This is a genomic window from Streptomyces sp. NPDC006296 (assembly GCF_040613235.1).
Taxonomy (GTDB): domain Bacteria; phylum Actinomycetota; class Actinomycetes; order Streptomycetales; family Streptomycetaceae; genus Streptomyces.
Map to the genome: position 1 here is coordinate 159915 of NZ_JBEXRT010000005.1, position 15023 is coordinate 174937.

General features: G+C 70.7%; 13 protein-coding genes and 1 tRNA gene. 10 read left to right on the forward strand and 4 right to left on the reverse strand.

The window, feature by feature from the left end; all coding sequences use genetic code 11:
- Positions 1-87 precede the first annotated feature (87 nt).
- The 6 genes from eno (at position 88) to ABZ172_RS05685 (ending at position 7184) form a co-directional block, all read left to right on the forward strand.
- Positions 88-1374, forward strand: a complete 1287-nt coding sequence (gene eno, locus ABZ172_RS05660; RefSeq protein ID WP_356880541.1) for a phosphopyruvate hydratase — start codon at positions 88-90, stop codon at positions 1372-1374.
- A 93-nt stretch (positions 1375-1467) separates the two neighbouring features.
- Positions 1468-1938 carry a septum formation initiator family protein gene (locus ABZ172_RS05665; protein WP_356880543.1) on the forward strand — a complete coding sequence of 157 codons (471 nt, stop codon included), beginning with the start codon at positions 1468-1470 and terminating at the stop codon, positions 1936-1938.
- 88 nt (positions 1939-2026) lie between these two features.
- Positions 2027-2569, forward strand: a complete 543-nt coding sequence (locus ABZ172_RS05670) for a DUF501 domain-containing protein (RefSeq protein ID WP_356880636.1) — start codon at positions 2027-2029, stop codon at positions 2567-2569.
- A 34-nt stretch (positions 2570-2603) separates the two neighbouring features.
- Positions 2604-3557, forward strand: coding sequence for a Ppx/GppA phosphatase family protein (locus ABZ172_RS05675; protein WP_356880545.1), 954 nt, complete (start codon positions 2604-2606; stop codon positions 3555-3557).
- Positions 3558-4195: 638 nt separating this feature from the next.
- Positions 4196-5599, forward strand: a complete 1404-nt coding sequence (locus tag ABZ172_RS05680; protein ID WP_356880547.1) for an NAD(P)/FAD-dependent oxidoreductase — start codon at positions 4196-4198, stop codon at positions 5597-5599.
- 280 nt (positions 5600-5879) lie between these two features.
- Positions 5880-7184 carry a cyclopropane-fatty-acyl-phospholipid synthase family protein gene (locus ABZ172_RS05685; protein WP_356880549.1) on the forward strand — a complete coding sequence of 435 codons (1305 nt, stop codon included), beginning with the start codon at positions 5880-5882 and terminating at the stop codon, positions 7182-7184.
- A 69-nt stretch (positions 7185-7253) separates the two neighbouring features.
- On the opposite strand, the gene ABZ172_RS05690 is transcribed toward ABZ172_RS05685, so the two are convergent.
- Positions 7254-9788 carry an FtsX-like permease family protein gene (locus ABZ172_RS05690; RefSeq protein WP_356880551.1) on the reverse strand — a complete coding sequence of 845 codons (2535 nt, stop codon included), beginning with the start codon at positions 9786-9788 and terminating at the stop codon, positions 7254-7256.
- Positions 9789-9846: 58 nt separating this feature from the next.
- Positions 9847-10614: an ABC transporter ATP-binding protein gene (locus ABZ172_RS05695; protein ID WP_356880553.1), complete on the reverse strand. Its 768-nt coding sequence runs from the start codon at positions 10612-10614 to the stop codon at positions 9847-9849.
- Between the two features lie 735 nt (positions 10615-11349).
- On the opposite strand from ABZ172_RS05695, the gene ABZ172_RS05700 reads away from it, so the two are divergent.
- The 3 genes from ABZ172_RS05700 to ABZ172_RS05710 all read left to right on the forward strand — a co-directional run bounded on the left by ABZ172_RS05700 (position 11350) and on the right by ABZ172_RS05710 (position 12961).
- Positions 11350-11436: transfer RNA gene (locus ABZ172_RS05700), tRNA-Leu, on the forward strand.
- Positions 11437-11666: 230 nt separating this feature from the next.
- Entirely contained in the window at positions 11667-11924 is a 258-nt protein-coding gene (locus tag ABZ172_RS05705) for a hypothetical protein (protein WP_356880555.1), read from the forward strand.
- Between the two features lie 152 nt (positions 11925-12076).
- Entirely contained in the window at positions 12077-12961 is an 885-nt protein-coding gene (locus tag ABZ172_RS05710; RefSeq protein WP_356880557.1) for a Bax inhibitor-1/YccA family protein, read from the forward strand.
- Positions 12962-13051: 90 nt separating this feature from the next.
- Here the strand turns inward: ABZ172_RS05710 and ABZ172_RS05715 are convergent, their stop codons facing one another.
- On the reverse strand, positions 13052-13282 hold the full coding sequence (locus ABZ172_RS05715; protein WP_356880559.1) for a DUF4287 domain-containing protein: 231 nt from the start codon (positions 13280-13282) through the stop codon (positions 13052-13054).
- 99 nt (positions 13283-13381) lie between these two features.
- On the opposite strand from ABZ172_RS05715, the gene ABZ172_RS05720 reads away from it, so the two are divergent.
- A complete protein-coding gene (locus ABZ172_RS05720) occupies positions 13382-13711 on the forward strand; it encodes a hypothetical protein (protein WP_356880561.1) in 330 nt (109 codons plus the stop codon).
- Here ABZ172_RS05720 and ABZ172_RS05725 read toward each other — a convergent pair.
- Positions 13708-14550, reverse strand: a complete 843-nt coding sequence (locus ABZ172_RS05725) for a hypothetical protein (RefSeq protein ID WP_356880563.1) — start codon at positions 14548-14550, stop codon at positions 13708-13710. The genes ABZ172_RS05720 and ABZ172_RS05725 overlap by 4 nt on opposite strands.
- Positions 14551-15023: the final 473 nt, after the last annotated feature.

The following is a 15023-nucleotide window of genomic DNA, read 5'->3' on the forward strand; positions in this document are numbered from 1 at the left end:
ACGCAGCGGGCCGGGCCGGTTAGGCTCGTGCAGCAAGGCCACAGTGACCCTGCCCAACCAGTGTCAGATCCCAGAAGGAGATGCCTCGTGCCGTCCATCGACGTCGTCGTAGCCAGGGAAATCCTCGACTCCCGGGGAAACCCCACGGTCGAGGTCGAGGTTGGCCTCGACGACGGCAGCACGGGACGTGCTGCTGTTCCGTCCGGCGCCTCCACCGGAGCGTTCGAGGCCATCGAGCTTCGTGACGGCGACCCCAACCGCTACCAGGGCAAGGGCGTCGAGAAGGCCGTCCTCGCCGTGATCGAGCAGATCGGCCCGGAGCTCGTCGGCTACGACGCCACCGAGCAGCGCCTCATCGACCAGGCCATGTTCGACCTGGACGCGACCGAGAACAAGGGCTCCCTCGGCGCCAACGCCATCCTCGGCGTGTCGCTGGCCGTGGCGCACGCCGCCTCCGAGGCCTCCGACCTCCCGCTGTTCCGCTACCTCGGCGGCCCGAACGCGCACCTGCTGCCCGTTCCGATGATGAACATCCTGAACGGCGGCTCGCACGCCGACTCCAACGTGGACATCCAGGAGTTCATGATCGCGCCGATCGGCGCCGAGTCCTTCTCCGAGGCCCTGCGCTGGGGTGCGGAGATCTACCACACGCTGAAGAAGGTCCTGAAGACCAAGGGCCTCTCCACCGGCCTCGGCGACGAGGGCGGCTTCGCGCCCAACCTGGAGTCCAACCGCGCCGCCCTCGACCTCATCATCGAGGCCGTCAAGGAGGCCGGTTACGTCCCGGGCCGCGACATCGCGCTCGCACTCGACGTCGCCGCGTCGGAGTTCTACAAGGACGGCGTCTACGAGTTCGAGGGCAAGTCCCGCTCGGCCGCCGAGATGACCGAGTACTACGAGGAGCTCGTCTCCGCGTACCCGCTGGTCTCCATCGAGGACCCGCTGTACGAGGACGACTGGGCGGGCTGGAAGGTCATCACCGACAAGCTCGGCTCCAAGGTGCAGATCGTCGGTGACGACCTGTTCGTCACCAACCCCGAGCGCCTCGCCCGCGGCATCGAGGAGGGCTCGGCCAACGCCCTGCTCGTCAAGGTCAACCAGATCGGTTCGCTGACCGAGACCCTCGACGCCGTCGAGCTGGCCCAGCGCAACGGCTTCAAGTGCATGATGTCCCACCGCTCCGGTGAGACCGAGGACGTCACCATCGCCGACCTCGCCGTCGCCGTGAACTGCGGTCAGATCAAGACCGGTGCCCCGGCCCGCTCGGACCGCGTCGCCAAGTACAACCAGCTGCTGCGCATCGAGGAGATCCTCGACGACGCCGCGGTCTACGCCGGACGTTCGGCGTTCCCGCGGTTCCGCTTCGAGGGCTGACGCCCCGGTCCGGAGCACCAGCCTCCGTCCGTCCCCGCATCCGGTCCCGTACCGTGTGCGGGGACGGACGTGCGTAACGGGGAGGCGTGAGACATGGCCGGGAAGGACCGCGACCGGTTCTCCACCGCGACCAGGCTGCGGCTGCTGGGAGAGCAGACGGCTGCCCGCGTCTACCGGTCCCAGAACCGCCGGCAGGCCCGGCGCTCCCGGCTCACCGGCCGGGCCGCGTTCCTCGCGCTGATCGTCTGCTCGCTGGTGGTCGCCCTGGCGTACCCCATGCGGCAGTACATCTCCCAGCGCGACCAGATCGCGGAGCAGGAGAGGCTGTCCCAGGAGGCCCACCTGCGGACCGAGGAGCTGCGCGACGAGAAGGCGCGGCTCAAGGACGACGCGTACGTCCGCCGTCTCGCCCGCCAGCACCTGCACTACGTGCTGCCCGGCGAGACCGGTTATACGGTGGTCGACCCGGACGCGGCCGACGTGAGCCGGGGCGAGCCGGGGGCGACGGGGCGGCCCTGGCACTCGAACCTCTGGGACGGCGTCGACAGCGCCGACCGGGAATGACCCCGCACCGGTGCGGGACCCCGGGCACGGACCGTGCCCCGTCCCCGCACCGATCCACACCGTCCGACCGATGACATTCAAGGCAGGCATGGACACGCCCCCTCCGCAGACCGAATCCACCACCCCCACCGCTGCGGACATCGCCGCGTTCGAGCTGCAGCTCGGCCGTCCGCCGCGCGGGCTGCGCGCCATCGCGCACCGCTGCCCCTGCGGCAATCCGGACGTGGTCGAGACGCAGCCCCGTCTGGAGGACGGCACGCCGTTCCCGACGACGTACTACCTCACCTGCCCGCGTGCGGCGTCGGCGATCGGCACGCTGGAGGCCAACGGGGTCATGAAGGAGATGACCGAGCGCCTGGCGACGGACCCCGAGCTGGCCGCCGCCTACCGCGCCGCGCACGAGGACTACCTCGCGCGCCGCGACGCCATCGAGGTGCTGGAGGGCTTCCCGAGCGCCGGCGGCATGCCGGACCGGGTGAAGTGCCTGCACGTCCTGGTCGGCCACTCGCTGGTGGCGGGCCCCGGGGTGAACCCGCTGGGCGACGAGGCGATCGCGATGCTGCCGCAGTGGTGGGCGAAGGGCCCGTGCGTCACGCCGTGCGGACCCGACGCCGCACCCGAAGCGTCCTGACCCCGCGCGGTACCCGTACAAGCACAGGAGCCCCATGACCCGCGTTGCCGCCATCGACTGCGGTACCAACTCCATCCGCCTGCTCGTCGCGGACGTGGACCACGCCACCGGTGACCTCACCGAGCTCGACCGCCGGATGCGGATCGTCCGGCTCGGCCAGGGGGTCGACCGCACCGGCCGGCTGGCCCCCGAGGCGCTGGAGCGCACCTTCGACGCCTGCCGTGACTACGCGGCCGTGATCAAGGAGCTCGGCGCCGAGCGCATCCGGTTCGTCGCCACCTCCGCGTCCCGGGACGCGGAGAACAGCGACACCTTCGTCCAGGGGGTCCTGGAGATCCTGGGGGTCGAGCCCGAGGTCGTCACCGGCGACCGGGAGGCGCAGCTGTCCTTCGACGGCGCCACGAAGGAGCTGGAGGGCGGCGACCACCTGGCGCAGCCCTACCTGGTGGTCGACATCGGCGGCGGTTCCACGGAGTTCGTGGTCGGCGACGACCGGGTCCGCGCCGCCCGCTCCGTGGACATCGGCTGCGTCCGTATGACCGAGCGTCACCTCGTCGAGGACGGCGCCGTGGTGGACCCGCCGACACCCGAGCGGATCGACGCGATCCGCGCGGACGTCGAGGCCGCCCTGGACCTGGCGGAGGAGACCGTCCCGATCGCCTCGGCGGCGACGCTCGTGGGCCTCGCGGGGACGGTCACCACCGTCGCCGCGATGGCGCTCGGGCTGGACGAGTACGACTCCGAGGCGATCCACCACTCCCGGGTCTCCGTCGAGCGGGTCCGCGAGCTCACGGAACGCCTGCTCGCCTCGACCCACGAGGAGCGTGCGGCGATCCCCGCGATGCACCCGGGGCGGGTCGACGTGATCGCCGCGGGCGCTCTCGTCCTGCTCGCCGTGATGGAGCGGAGCGGCGCACGGGAGGTCGTCGTCAGCGAACACGACATCCTCGACGGGATCGCTCACTTCGCGGCGAGCGAGGCGCGTTGAGGGGCGGTACCCGGCGGTGCTGGTGTCGGGCGGGGCGTCACAGGTCGCGGTAGGCGTCCCGCCGGTCGCCCACCTCCACGACGAGGACGACGAGTTCACCGTCGTTGATCGGGCAGGCGGTCCGGCAGCTTCCGGCCCGGAGCCGGTGGGGCCCCGACGGGCCGGTGGGTTCCTCGATGGACCGCCTGATCGCGGCGGTGGCGCGCGTCCGGCCGGAGGCTGCTCAAACGCATTCCGGCCTGCACCTCTGAGCTCGTGAAAGACCCTCCCGGAGCCGTCCGGGGGGGGCTTTCGCGAGGCGCCACGACAAAGTTCGTGAACTTCTTCACAAGGAATTCGGCCCCGCTGGGTGAAGTTCGGGCCCCGGCGGACCGTCCGGGCGGTCCGGGGGTGGGTGCGGGGGTGATGCGGGGAGGTTTCGGGGGTGTGGCGGGAGCGTGTCCCGGGCCGGTGGTTCCTCGCCGCAGGGGGCTCCAGGGCCAGCTCACAAGCGGTGAACAACGTTCGCCGGAGCGTCGTGGTTCCCCATCCGTGTCATGACCTGGGTCACGTGGGCGGCGAAGTGTAGCAGAGGGTGGCGGATACCTTGTGAAGGGGCTCACGAGCATGCCCCCCGAGGGGGGTGGATACTCGATGGCATGAGCACCACGGAGCGTCCCAGGATCCTCGTTGTAGGCGGTGGGTACGTAGGCCTGTACGCAGCTCGTCGCATTCTGAAGAAGATGCGGTATGGAGAGGCGACCGTCACGGTCGTCGACCCGCGCTCGTACATGACGTACCAGCCCTTCCTCCCCGAAGCTGCTGCCGGCAGCATCTCGCCTCGGCATGTCGTCGTCCCGCTGCGACGCGTCCTGCCGAAGGCCGAGGTTCTCACCGGCCGTGTCACGACCATCGATCAGGACCGCAAGGTCGCCACGGTCGCGCCGCTCGTCGGCGAGGCCTACGAGCTGCCCTTCGACTACCTGGTCATCGCGATGGGCGCGGTCTCCCGCACCTTCCCGATCCCCGGCCTCGCCGAACAGGGCATCGGCATGAAGGGCATCGAGGAGTCCATCGGGCTGCGCAACCACGTGCTCGAGCAGCTGGACAAGGCCGACTCGACGACCGACGAGGACGTCCGCCGCAAGGCGCTGACGTTCGTCTTCGTGGGCGGCGGCTTCGCCGGTGCGGAGACCATCGGCGAGGTCGAGGACATGGCGCGCGACGCGGCGAAGTACTACACGAGCGTGAAGCGCGAGGACATGCGCTTCGTCCTGGTCGACGCCGCCGACAAGATCCTTCCCGAGGTCGGCCCGAAGCTGGGCGCGTACGGCAAGGAGCACCTGGAGAGCCGTGGTGTCGAGGTCTACCTCTCGACCTCCATGGACTCCTGCGTCGACGGTCACGTCGTCCTGAAGAACGGCCTCGAGGTCGACTCCAGCACGATCGTGTGGACGGCCGGCGTGAAGCCGAACCCGGCGCTGGCGCGCTTCGGTCTGCCGCTCGGCCCCCGCGGTCACGTGGACACCTCCGAGAAGCTCCAGGTGCAGGGCACCGACTACATCTGGGCCGCGGGCGACAACGCCCAGGTGCCGGACATGGTCGGCCGCCGCGCGGGCAACCCGAACGCCTGGTGCCCGCCGAACGCCCAGCACGCGCTGCGTCAGGCCAAGGTCCTCGGCGACAACGTCATCTCCGGCATGCGGGGCTTCCCGCAGAAGGAGTACAGCCACGCCAACAAGGGTGCGGTCGCCGGGCTCGGCCTGCACAAGGGCGTCGCGATGATCGTCATGGGCAAGGTGAAGATCAAGGTCAAGGGTCGTCTCGCCTGGTACATGCACCGCGGCTACCACGGCATGGCCATGCCGACCTGGAACCGCAAGATCCGGATCTTCGCCGACTGGACGCTGGCGATGTTCCTCAAGCGCGAGGTCGTCTCGCTCGGCGCCATGGAGACTCCCCGCGAGGAGTTCTACGAGGCCGCCAAGCCGAGCCCCGCGCCCGTCGCGGCCCAGGCCGACGGCGACAAGAGCAAGTCCGGCGAGAAGGCCAACGCCTCCTAGCGCCTGCACGTCATCGAAGGGGTCGTCCGCCATCCGTGGTGCGGACGGCCCCTTCGGCATGTCCGGGGGCTTCTCCCGCGGACGGGGCGTCGCCCCGCCAGCAACTAGATGGTGTGTGCAGGTATTTTGCCGTTCCGTTGCCCGGAGGCGGGATGGCACGGGCGCCGGGCGGCGTTGACCCCGGTGTACCTCGCCGCGGCCCCGAGGTGTCGCGGCCCGGTTCGGGTTCGTATATGCGAATTTAGGCACGTTCGGAAACACCACCACGGAGGTGTGCACCATGGCCGACGCCGCATCGCGGCTGACCGCTCTTGCCGAAGAGTTGCTGGGAGAGCCCCTGCCGGTCCGGATCCGGGCCTGGGACGGCAGTGAATCCGGACCGCCGGGTGCCCCCGTCCTCGTCCTGCGCCACCGCCGTGCCCTGCGACGGCTGCTCTGGAAGCCGGGCGAACTGGGCCTGGCCCGCGCCTGGGTGGCCGGCGACATCGACGTCGACGGCGACCTGTACGCGGCCCTGGACGCCGTGGCCTCCCTGCTCTGGGAACGCGGCGCCGACGCGAAGGACGGCGTCCACCCCGTCCGCGACCCGAGGGTGCGGGCGTTCGGCCGCGGCCTCGTCCAGCTGGCCGGCCCCTGGCCGCCGCCGGCCCCGCCCGTCGAGGAGGTGCGCCGCCGGACCGGACCGCTGCACACCAGACGCCGCGACAAGGAGGCCATCAGCCACCACTACGACGTCGGCAACGACTTCTACGCGAGGGTCCTCGGCCCGTCCATGGTCTACTCCTGCGCCTACTGGCAGGACGGCTCCACGCTGGAGGAGGCCCAGCGCGACAAGCTCGACCTGGTCTGCCGCAAGCTCGCCCTGAAGGAGGGCGACCGCCTCCTCGACGTCGGCTGCGGCTGGGGCTCCATGGCCGTCCACGCGGCCCGCGAGTACGGCGCCCGGGTGACCGGAGTGACCCTCTCCACCGAACAGGCCGCCTTCGCCCGCAAGCGCGTCGCCGAGGAGGGCCTCACCGACCGGATCGAGATCCGTGTCCAGGACTACCGCGACGTCAGGGACGGCCCGTACGACGCGATCTCCTCGATCGGCATGGCCGAGCACGTGGGTTCGGCCCTCTTCCGCGAGTACGCCGACGACCTCTTCGCGCTGCTCCGGCCCGGCGGCCGGCTGCTGAACCACCAGATCGCCCGCCGCCCCGAGAAGGACGAGTCGGCCTACCGCATCGACGCGTTCATCGACGCCTACGTCTTCCCCGACGGCGAACTCGCCCCGGTGGGCAGCACCGTCGCCACCCTGGAGGAGGCCGGCTTCGAGACCCGGGACGTCGAGGCGATCCGTGAGCACTACGCCCTGACCCTGCGGCAGTGGGTCGCCAACCTGGAGCGGCACTGGCCGCAGGCCGTCCGGGCCACCTCGCCCGGCCGGGCCCGGGTCTGGCGGCTCTACATGGCCGCCTCCGCGCTCTCCTTCGAGCACAACAAGATCGGCGTCAACCAGATCCTCGCGGTGCGACCGCGGGAGGGCGGCGGGGCCGGCATGCCGCTGCGGGCCCGTGACTGGACGGCGTCGGCGAACGGCTGACCCGGAGCGTACGGAAGGGCCGGTGCCCGCACCGCGGACACCGGCCCTTCCCCACCCGCCCCGCGCCCGCTACTCCGTCTTGATCGCGGTCAGCATGTTCAGCTTCGCGGCGCTGCGCGCCGGCCACAGCGAGGCCAGCACACCCACGAGTCCTGCCAGCACCAGGAAGACCGCGAGCCGGTCCCACGGGACGACCAGGGCGTAGCCGGGGATGTCGGTGGCCAGCGTCCGGCCGATCGCCCAGCCGAGGAAGACGCCGAGTCCGACACCGATCACCGCGCCGAAGACCGAGATGACGACGGCCTCCAGACGGATCATCCGCTTGACCCGGCCCCGGTCGAGACCGATCGCGCGGAGCATGCCGATCTCCTGCTGCCGCTCGAACACCGACATCGCCAGGGTGTTGACCACTCCGAGGACCGCGATCAGCAGGGCCATGGCGAGCAGCCCGTACATGATGTTCAGGGCGGTGTTCACGAAGCCGCCGTACATGTCACGCATGTCCTGCCGGTCCATGATGCTCATGGCCGGGTTGTCGCCGAGCGCGTCCACGAGGGACTGCTCGTTGGCCTTGCTCGCCCCGCCGTCCGTCGTGACCCAGATCTCGCGGATGTCGGAGCGCGAGCCGGTGTGGTGCGCGTCCGCCAGGTCCTTGGGCATCAGGACGGGCGACAGGAAGTCGTTCTCCCGGTAGACCGCCCCGATCCTCAGCTCGCCCTTCTTCTCGTCGTCGAAGGTCACGGGCAGGGTGTCGCCGGTCTTCCAGCCGTTCGACTTCGCGGTCTTCGCGCCGACCACGATCTGGCCGTCCTTCAGCGAGCTGAGGGAGCCGGAGACGGTCTTCAGCGCGAAGACCTTCTCCACGTCGCCCGGGGTCACGCCGGAGGCGGCGTGGTGCTCCCCGTCCGTCTCGAACCAGGTCGACTGCTGCGGGGACAGCGCGGTGACGCCGTCGGCCTTCGACAGGGCCGTGAGCGCCGACTCGTCGAGCGCGTCGCCACCGGCCATCGAGACCATGTAGTCGGCCTTGATGTTGTCCGTCGTCATCTTGTCGATCGCCTGGCCGAGGGTGACGCCGAGCACCGAGATGCCGGTGACCAGGGTCAGTCCGATGGCCAGGGCGGACGCGGTCGCGCCGGTGCGCCGGGGGTTGCGGACCGCGTTCTGCGAGGCGAGCTTCCCGGAGACGCCGAACAGCTTCCGCAGCAGCGGTCGCACGAGGGCGATGGCGGGGCGCGAGAGCAGCGGGATCAGCACGATGATGCCGATCAGGGCGAGGAAGGCGCCGGCCGCGACCAGGTAGCGGCCGTTCGTACCGCCGGTGGCCGCGCCGCCGACGATGCCCGCGGCACCGGCCAGGGCGATGAGGGCGCCGATGGAGTTCCGGATGACCAGGGACTTGACGGTCGCGTTGGCGTGCACGCTGCTCATCGCCGCGATCGGGGCGATCTTCGCGGCCCGGCGGGCGGGCAGCCAGGCGGCCAGCAGCGTGATCAGGATGCCGACGGCGAAGGCGGAGCCGACCGCGACCGGCGAGACGACCAGCGGTCCGGCCGGGATCTTGCCGCCGAGGACGCCCATCGCCGAGCGCAGGCCGGTGGCGAGGGCGACGCCGAGGGCGAAGCCGACGACGGAGGCGAGCGTGCCGACGGCGGCCGCCTCGATCAGCACCGAGCGCTTGACCTGGCGCCGGGAGGCGCCGATGGCCCGCATCAGGGCCAGCTCACGGGTCCGCTGGGCGACCAGCATGGTGAAGGTGTTGGCGATGAGGAAGATGCCGACGAAGAGGGCGATGCCGGCGAAGGCCAGCAGCATGGCGTTGAGGTTGCTGAGCCCCTTCTCGATCTGTTCGGCCTGCTCGTCGGCGAGGGCCTTCCCGGTCTGCGCGGTCGCGTCCTCGGGCAGCAGCGGCTTGACGGCGTCCAGCAGCTGCTTGTCCGAGGTGCCGGCCGCGGCGGTCACGGTGGCGTCCTGGAAGACGCCGGGCTTGAGGTAGAGCCGCTGGGTGGTCGCGGTGTCGAAGAGCACCAGGCTGCCGCCCGCGTTGACCGCGCCGTCCTCGGTGGTGAAGACACCGGAGAGGGTGTACTCCTTCACCGGGCCGTTGGTGGCGACGCGCACCGTGTCGCCGACCCGGTACTCGCCCTTGCCGGCGGTGTCCTTGTCCAGCGCGATCTGGTCGTCCTTCACCGGGCCCGCGCCGTCGGTGAAGGTGTACGCGCTGTCCTTGCCGTCCTCGCCCGGGGCGAAGTTGGCGCCGGTGTTGGACCAGCCGTTGCCGATGAGCTTGCCGTCCGGGTCGGCGACCCCGGCGAAGCCGGAGACCCGTCCGGTGGCGGAGGCGGTGCCGTCCAGGGCCCGGATCTTGTCCAGGGTGGCGTCGTCGATGCCGGGGCTGCCCTCGTCGCTCCCGTCGGCGTACGTGGAGACGGCGACGGCGACGTCGTCGTAGCTCTTGGCCGACTGGTTGCGGAAGGCGTTGCCGAGGGTGTCGGTGAAGACGAGGGTGCCGGAGACGAACGCCACGCCGAGCATGACGGCGAGCACGGTCATCAGCAGCCTGGCCTTGTGCGCGAGCACGTTGCGCAGGGCGGTACGGAACATGTCTGTGTGTCCTGGGATCGGTTCCGGAAGGGGGTCGGGGAGCGGCGGCCGAACCGCGTCAGCTGGTGCGGCCCTTCGCCTCGAACGCCTTCATCCGGTCGAGGACCCCGTCGGAGGTGGGGTGCAGCATCTGGTCGACGACCGCGCCGTCCGCGAGGAAGATCACGCGGTCCGCGTAGGAGGCGGCGACCGGGTCGTGGGTCACCATCACCACGGTCTGGCCGAGCTCGCGCACCGAGTTGCGCAGGAAGCCGAGGACCTCGGCGCCGGAGCGGGAGTCGAGGTTGCCGGTCGGCTCGTCACCGAAGATGATCTCCGGCTGCGAGGCCAGGGCGCGCGCCACGGCGACCCGCTGCTGCTGGCCGCCGGAGAGCTCCGTGGGACGGTGCTTCAGCCGCTCCGAGAGCCCCACCATGTCGATGACCTGCTGCAGCCAGGCGGCGTCGGGCTTGCGGCCCGCGATGTCCATCGGCAGGGTGATGTTCTCCAGCGCGGTCAGCGTGGGCAGCAGGTTGAAGGCCTGGAAGATGAAGCCGATCTTGTCCCGGCGCAGCTGCGTGAGCTGCTTGTCCTTCAGTGTCCCCAGCTCGGTCTCGCCGATGCGCACGGAGCCGCTGCTGAAGCTGTCGAGACCGGCCACGCAGTGCATCAGCGTCGACTTGCCGGAACCCGACGGGCCCATGATCGCGGTGAATTCGCCCTGCGGGAAGTCCACGGTCACCCGGTCGAGGGCGACGACCTGGGTCTCACCCTGGCCGTAGACCTTCGACAGCTCCGTGGCGCGGGCGGCGACCGCGGTGGTGCGGGGAACGGTGGTGGTGGTCACAGGGGTACTCCTGGTTCGGACGAGGGGTTCGTGGGGACTCCTCCATCCTCGTCGTCCCGGCGCACCGGCACGTCAGCCCTCGTGCCCGTTCCCGGGGCCCTCTTGAGTCGCACCCGGCGGACGGACGTGTAGTCCTGAGGTAGGAGGGCGACCCTGGCCCCTCCCTCACCCCGGGAGGACCCGCCCGGGCCGGCCCGCCTCCGTCGCCCCCGGCAGGGCACGCCCCGGCCGACCCGGAGTCACTCAGGGTGACGCCCGGACGCCTGCCTTGGGCCGGGACGACGGTGTGCGCACCACGGCCCGGCCGCGTCCGCCACCCGGGCGGCCGGGTCGCGGGCCCTTCGCGGACGCCGGAGGGACGCCGTCCGCACCGCTCCGCCGCCCGGACAGAACGGTGTGTTCCGGGTGCGGGGCGGTCGGCGCTGACCCGGCGGCGGGTTCCCGGCACGACCTCCGGTGCGTCGGCGGTGGTGCCGGCGGCTGAGGTGGCGAAGACCCTGGCGGACCATGGCGCGCGCCATGGCGAATGAGCCGTACGGGTGCGGCGACTTTTCGTCATTCCCGTTTGCCGGGGTTCGTCCCCCTCTGCCGGGGCGCGCGTGTGCGGATGCGGTGGCCAGTGTCTGACGGTCCCTCACACGATCAATAAAATAAGACAACATCGGATGAGGGTTCCGCTGTCCGAGGGTTACCCCCGGATAGGGTCATGTGCCAAACGCGGAGCCGCGCGCCCACGCCCGGGTGGTGGAATGCAGACACGGCGAGCTTAAACCTCGCTGCCTCCTCGGGGGCGTGCCGGTTCGAGTCCGGCTCCGGGCACCACCCGCACCCTCGGTGGGTCCGGCCGCCCTTCCGCTGCTCCGGCCCTCTCCGAGCGCCGACCGCCCGTGACCGCACCGGGCCGGTCCCTCTCCGCGACATCCTGTGATCACTGTGCGTACGAGCCGTGCGCGGCCCGGACCCGTCCTGCGCGTCCCGCTCCTCGCACGTACGCAGTTCTCCGTCCGGTCCTGTCGCTCCAGGTCGACAGGACGGACACCTTCTACGATCCGATGGGAAAGCTGCACAGCTTCAGGTTCACGCACCGCAAGGAGATGTCCGCCCTGCCCTTCGACGGGGCCGGGGCCACGGGCGACGAGCACGTCATGATCAGTGCCCGGTGCGGGGCGCCGGCGGCCGGCTACCTGGTCGTCGGCATGAGCGTCGATGACACGGCCGAGAAGGACGTGGAACGGCGGCGGGCGGACATGGAGGAGTTCGCCCTCGCTCTCGTGCCGTCGGTCAAGAAGGAGCTGGCCTGCACGGCCTGATCCGGTGCCCCGTTCCGCGCTGGTCATGCGCGGATTCGTCCGTCCGGCGGATGGATCTTCTCTCAAAGATCCTCCTCTGGCACTAGGGTCATTGTTTTGCCTACCCATTACTCTTAGGGGAAGGCCACGCACGGTGGCCATGGAGGAGTGAGATGAGGAGCAGCAACCCGGTCTTCTCGCGACGGGGGTTCAGCCGCGACAACGGCTACGCGGGCTTCAACGCGGCGCCGCAGGCCGGGGCCGCCGCAGCGGGTGCCAACCCGTACGCGCAGGGCACCGCCAACCCGTACGCCACGAACCCCTACGCCCAGCAGGACACCCAGTACGGCGCCCCGCAGGCGCCCGCGCGCTCCGGCGCGATGACGATCGACGACGTCGTCACGCGTACGGCCATGACGCTGGGCACCGTGGTGCTCACCGCCGCGCTCTCCTGGGCCCTGCTGCCGGTCGACGAGGCCAATCTCGGCAAGTCCTACGGCATCGCCATCGGCGCGGCCCTCGTGGCGTTCGTCTTCGCCATGATCCAGTCCTTCAAGCGCAAGGCCTCGCCCGCGCTGATCCTGGCCTACGCGGCCTTCGAGGGTGTCTTCCTCGGAGTGATCTCCAGCGCGGTCAGCACCTACATCGGTCCCGGCACGGTGATGCAGGCGGTGATGGGCACTATGTGTGTCTTCGCCGGCGTCCTCATCGCGTACAAGATGCGCTGGATCCGGGTCACCCGCCGTTTCTACGGCTTCGTGATGGCCGCGGCCATGGGCTTCATGCTCCTGATGGTCGTCAACCTGCTGTTCAGCGTCTTCGGCGGCGGTGACGGCCTCGGGTTCCGCAGCGGAGGCCTCGGCATCCTCTTCGGCGTCATCGGCATCATCCTCGGTGCCTGCTTCCTGGCCCTGGACTTCAAGCAGGTCGAGGACGGGATCACCTACGGCGCACCGCGCGAGGAGTCCTGGCTGGCGGCCTTCGGCCTCACCATGACCCTGGTGTGGATCTACCTGGAGATGCTGCGTCTGCTCTCCATCCTCAACGGGGACGACTGACCCCGTAGGCGCGACGACGACGGAACGGCCCGCAGGCACCGCCTGCGGGCCGTTCCGCGTGTCACGGGGAGGGTGGTGCGTGCCGGTGCCTCAGCGGAGCTTGCGCGCGGCCCGTCTCAGGTCGTACTCGTGGATGATCGCCTTGGCGTGGCCGTAGGTGAGGTCGTGCTCGCCGCGCAGCCAGCTGACCTTCTCCTCGAAGCGGAGGAGGGAGGGGCCCTCGTCGACCGTGCGGAGCCAGTCCGCGAGGTCGCGGCCGGTGCAGCGGGGGATCCGGGAGAGCAGGTTGCGGTGGGTTTCCTCGGAGAAGACGTGAGACATCGGCGCCTCCGGCGCAGTGCGCGTGCTGAACCTTCCGGACACCGTGCCCGAGCGTGGGCGTGTTGGCAACCGTCCGGTGGGGGCGCGTAGGGTCACGGCGTGCTCGATACGACCCCACTGATCAACGCCGTCGACCGATTCGCCGACCGCCTGCGCAGTACGCCGCAGAGCCGGCTCCAGCACGGCGTCGCCGCCGAGGCGCTGGTGGCGGCACGGGAGCTGTCCGCCCGCGCCCAGCGCGCCGAGACGCCGGACCGGGAGCCGAGGGTCATGCCGGACGTCGGGATATTCGCCGTCGGCGACCAGCTCGCGGTCGCGGGCCGGGATCTGGCCGTGGCACTGGAAACGGCCTCGTCCCGGGAACTGGACGAGGCCGTGCGGTGTGTCGAGGAGGCGGCGGCGCGGGCGTTCGCACCCGGGTCGCGCTAGAAGGACGCGATGACGCGGTCGGCGAGGATGTAGACGTTGTCCTCGCCGCAGGAGAACGTCAGCGCGTAGGCGCCGGAGACCCCGGAACCGCCCAGCAGCACGGGCTGCTCACCGGAGCGCAGCGAGTCGGCGAGCCGCTCGGCGGTCTCCCGGTGGCCCGGGGTCATGCAGAGCGTGGTGCCGTCGGCGAAGACGTACACATCGAGCGTGCCCAGGGGGCCGGGGCGCACGTCGGTCAGCTCCGTACCGGTGTCGGCGAGCCGCTCCAGCCGGTTCACGGTACGCTCATGGTCGGTCACGACGGGTGTCTGTACGGGGACGAAGTCCGGGTGCGAGGGGTGGCGGCGGCGGGCCGCGGCCAGCTCGGGGGAGTCGTCGGCGAACTCCGCGTACTCCGCGACCTCGGGCAGGTCGGTGAGCTCGGCCAGCTCCACCAGCTCGTCCAGATTGCTCTCGTCGGAGTCGAGGCTCATCGGCTCCAGACCCGCGAAGTCGGCCTGCCGGGGCATGAAGAACGGGATGTCCTCACCGAGGCCGCCCAGCATCGACGGGGCGTCGGCGGCGTCGCGCGCCTCCTGGGCCGCCCAGAAGGCGCGGGCCTCGGCGAGCTCGCGCTCCCGCTCCTCGGCGAGCGCGTCGGCGACGGCCGTGCGTATCTCCTCGAGGGGGGTGCTGTTGCTGCGGTTCTGCTGCTCGGGAACCGACGCGTGAAGGCTTCGGCCCTCCGCCAGTTCCGAGCGCAGGGCTGTGACCTGCTTACGCAGCCCGTGAGCAGCGTGCAGAGCGGCGGCGCCGACGGCCGTGGCAGCGGCGGTGGTCAGCAACAGGGCAAACGGCATGGCGCTCACTGACATACTCCCGGTTTCAATCGACACCCCCGACTTCCTACATCAGCTTGTCTTGTACCTGCACCTGCTGTCAGTGCATTACGTCACGAATTGGACAGGTCTTTGGGCCCTGTGTTTAGTCCTGAGGCTGGTGTGACCTGGGGAAACGACTGTCCCCCGGGATGCAGGTCACATCCTGGGGGAGATTCGGTCACGATCGGGGCTCGCCCCGATTCGAGGCGGCCCCGCGCGGCACGCACGGCCTGACGGCCGGGCCGGCGCCGCCCTGTGCCGGTGGTCGCGCTGTGCTTCGCCTGTGCTGCGGGCAGGTGCCGTCCTCGTGCCTCGGACGACCCCTACCCTCCGCTCCGGCTCAGCTCAGCCGCTTGGTGCCGGTGGTCGCGCTGTGCTTCGCCTGTGCTGCGGGCAGGTGCCGTCCTCGTGCCTCGGACGACCCCTACCCTCCGCTCCGGCTCAGCTCAGCC

Bases quoted from the DNA above. Each gene is read 5' to 3' on its own strand.
- ABZ172_RS05715 (WP_356880559.1), bottom strand. From the start codon at position 13,282: ATGTCTCACGTCTTCTCCGAGGAAACCCACCGCAACCTGCTCTCCCGG.
- ABZ172_RS05680 (WP_356880547.1), top strand. From the start codon at position 4,196: ATGAGCACCACGGAGCGTCCCAGGATCCTCGTTGTAGGCGGTGGGTAC.
- ABZ172_RS05685 (WP_356880549.1), top strand. From the start codon at position 5,880: ATGGCCGACGCCGCATCGCGGCTGACCGCTCTTGCCGAAGAGTTGCTG.
- ABZ172_RS05710 (WP_356880557.1), top strand. From the start codon at position 12,077: ATGAGGAGCAGCAACCCGGTCTTCTCGCGACGGGGGTTCAGCCGCGAC.
- ABZ172_RS05675 (WP_356880545.1), top strand. From the start codon at position 2,604: ATGACCCGCGTTGCCGCCATCGACTGCGGTACCAACTCCATCCGCCTG.
- ABZ172_RS05670 (WP_356880636.1), top strand. From the start codon at position 2,027: ATGGACACGCCCCCTCCGCAGACCGAATCCACCACCCCCACCGCTGCG.
- ABZ172_RS05725 (WP_356880563.1), bottom strand. From the start codon at position 14,550: ATGCCGTTTGCCCTGTTGCTGACCACCGCCGCTGCCACGGCCGTCGGC.
- ABZ172_RS05705 (WP_356880555.1), top strand. From the start codon at position 11,667: ATGGGAAAGCTGCACAGCTTCAGGTTCACGCACCGCAAGGAGATGTCC.
- ABZ172_RS05665 (WP_356880543.1), top strand. From the start codon at position 1,468: ATGGCCGGGAAGGACCGCGACCGGTTCTCCACCGCGACCAGGCTGCGG.
- ABZ172_RS05690 (WP_356880551.1), bottom strand. From the start codon at position 9,788: ATGTTCCGTACCGCCCTGCGCAACGTGCTCGCGCACAAGGCCAGGCTG.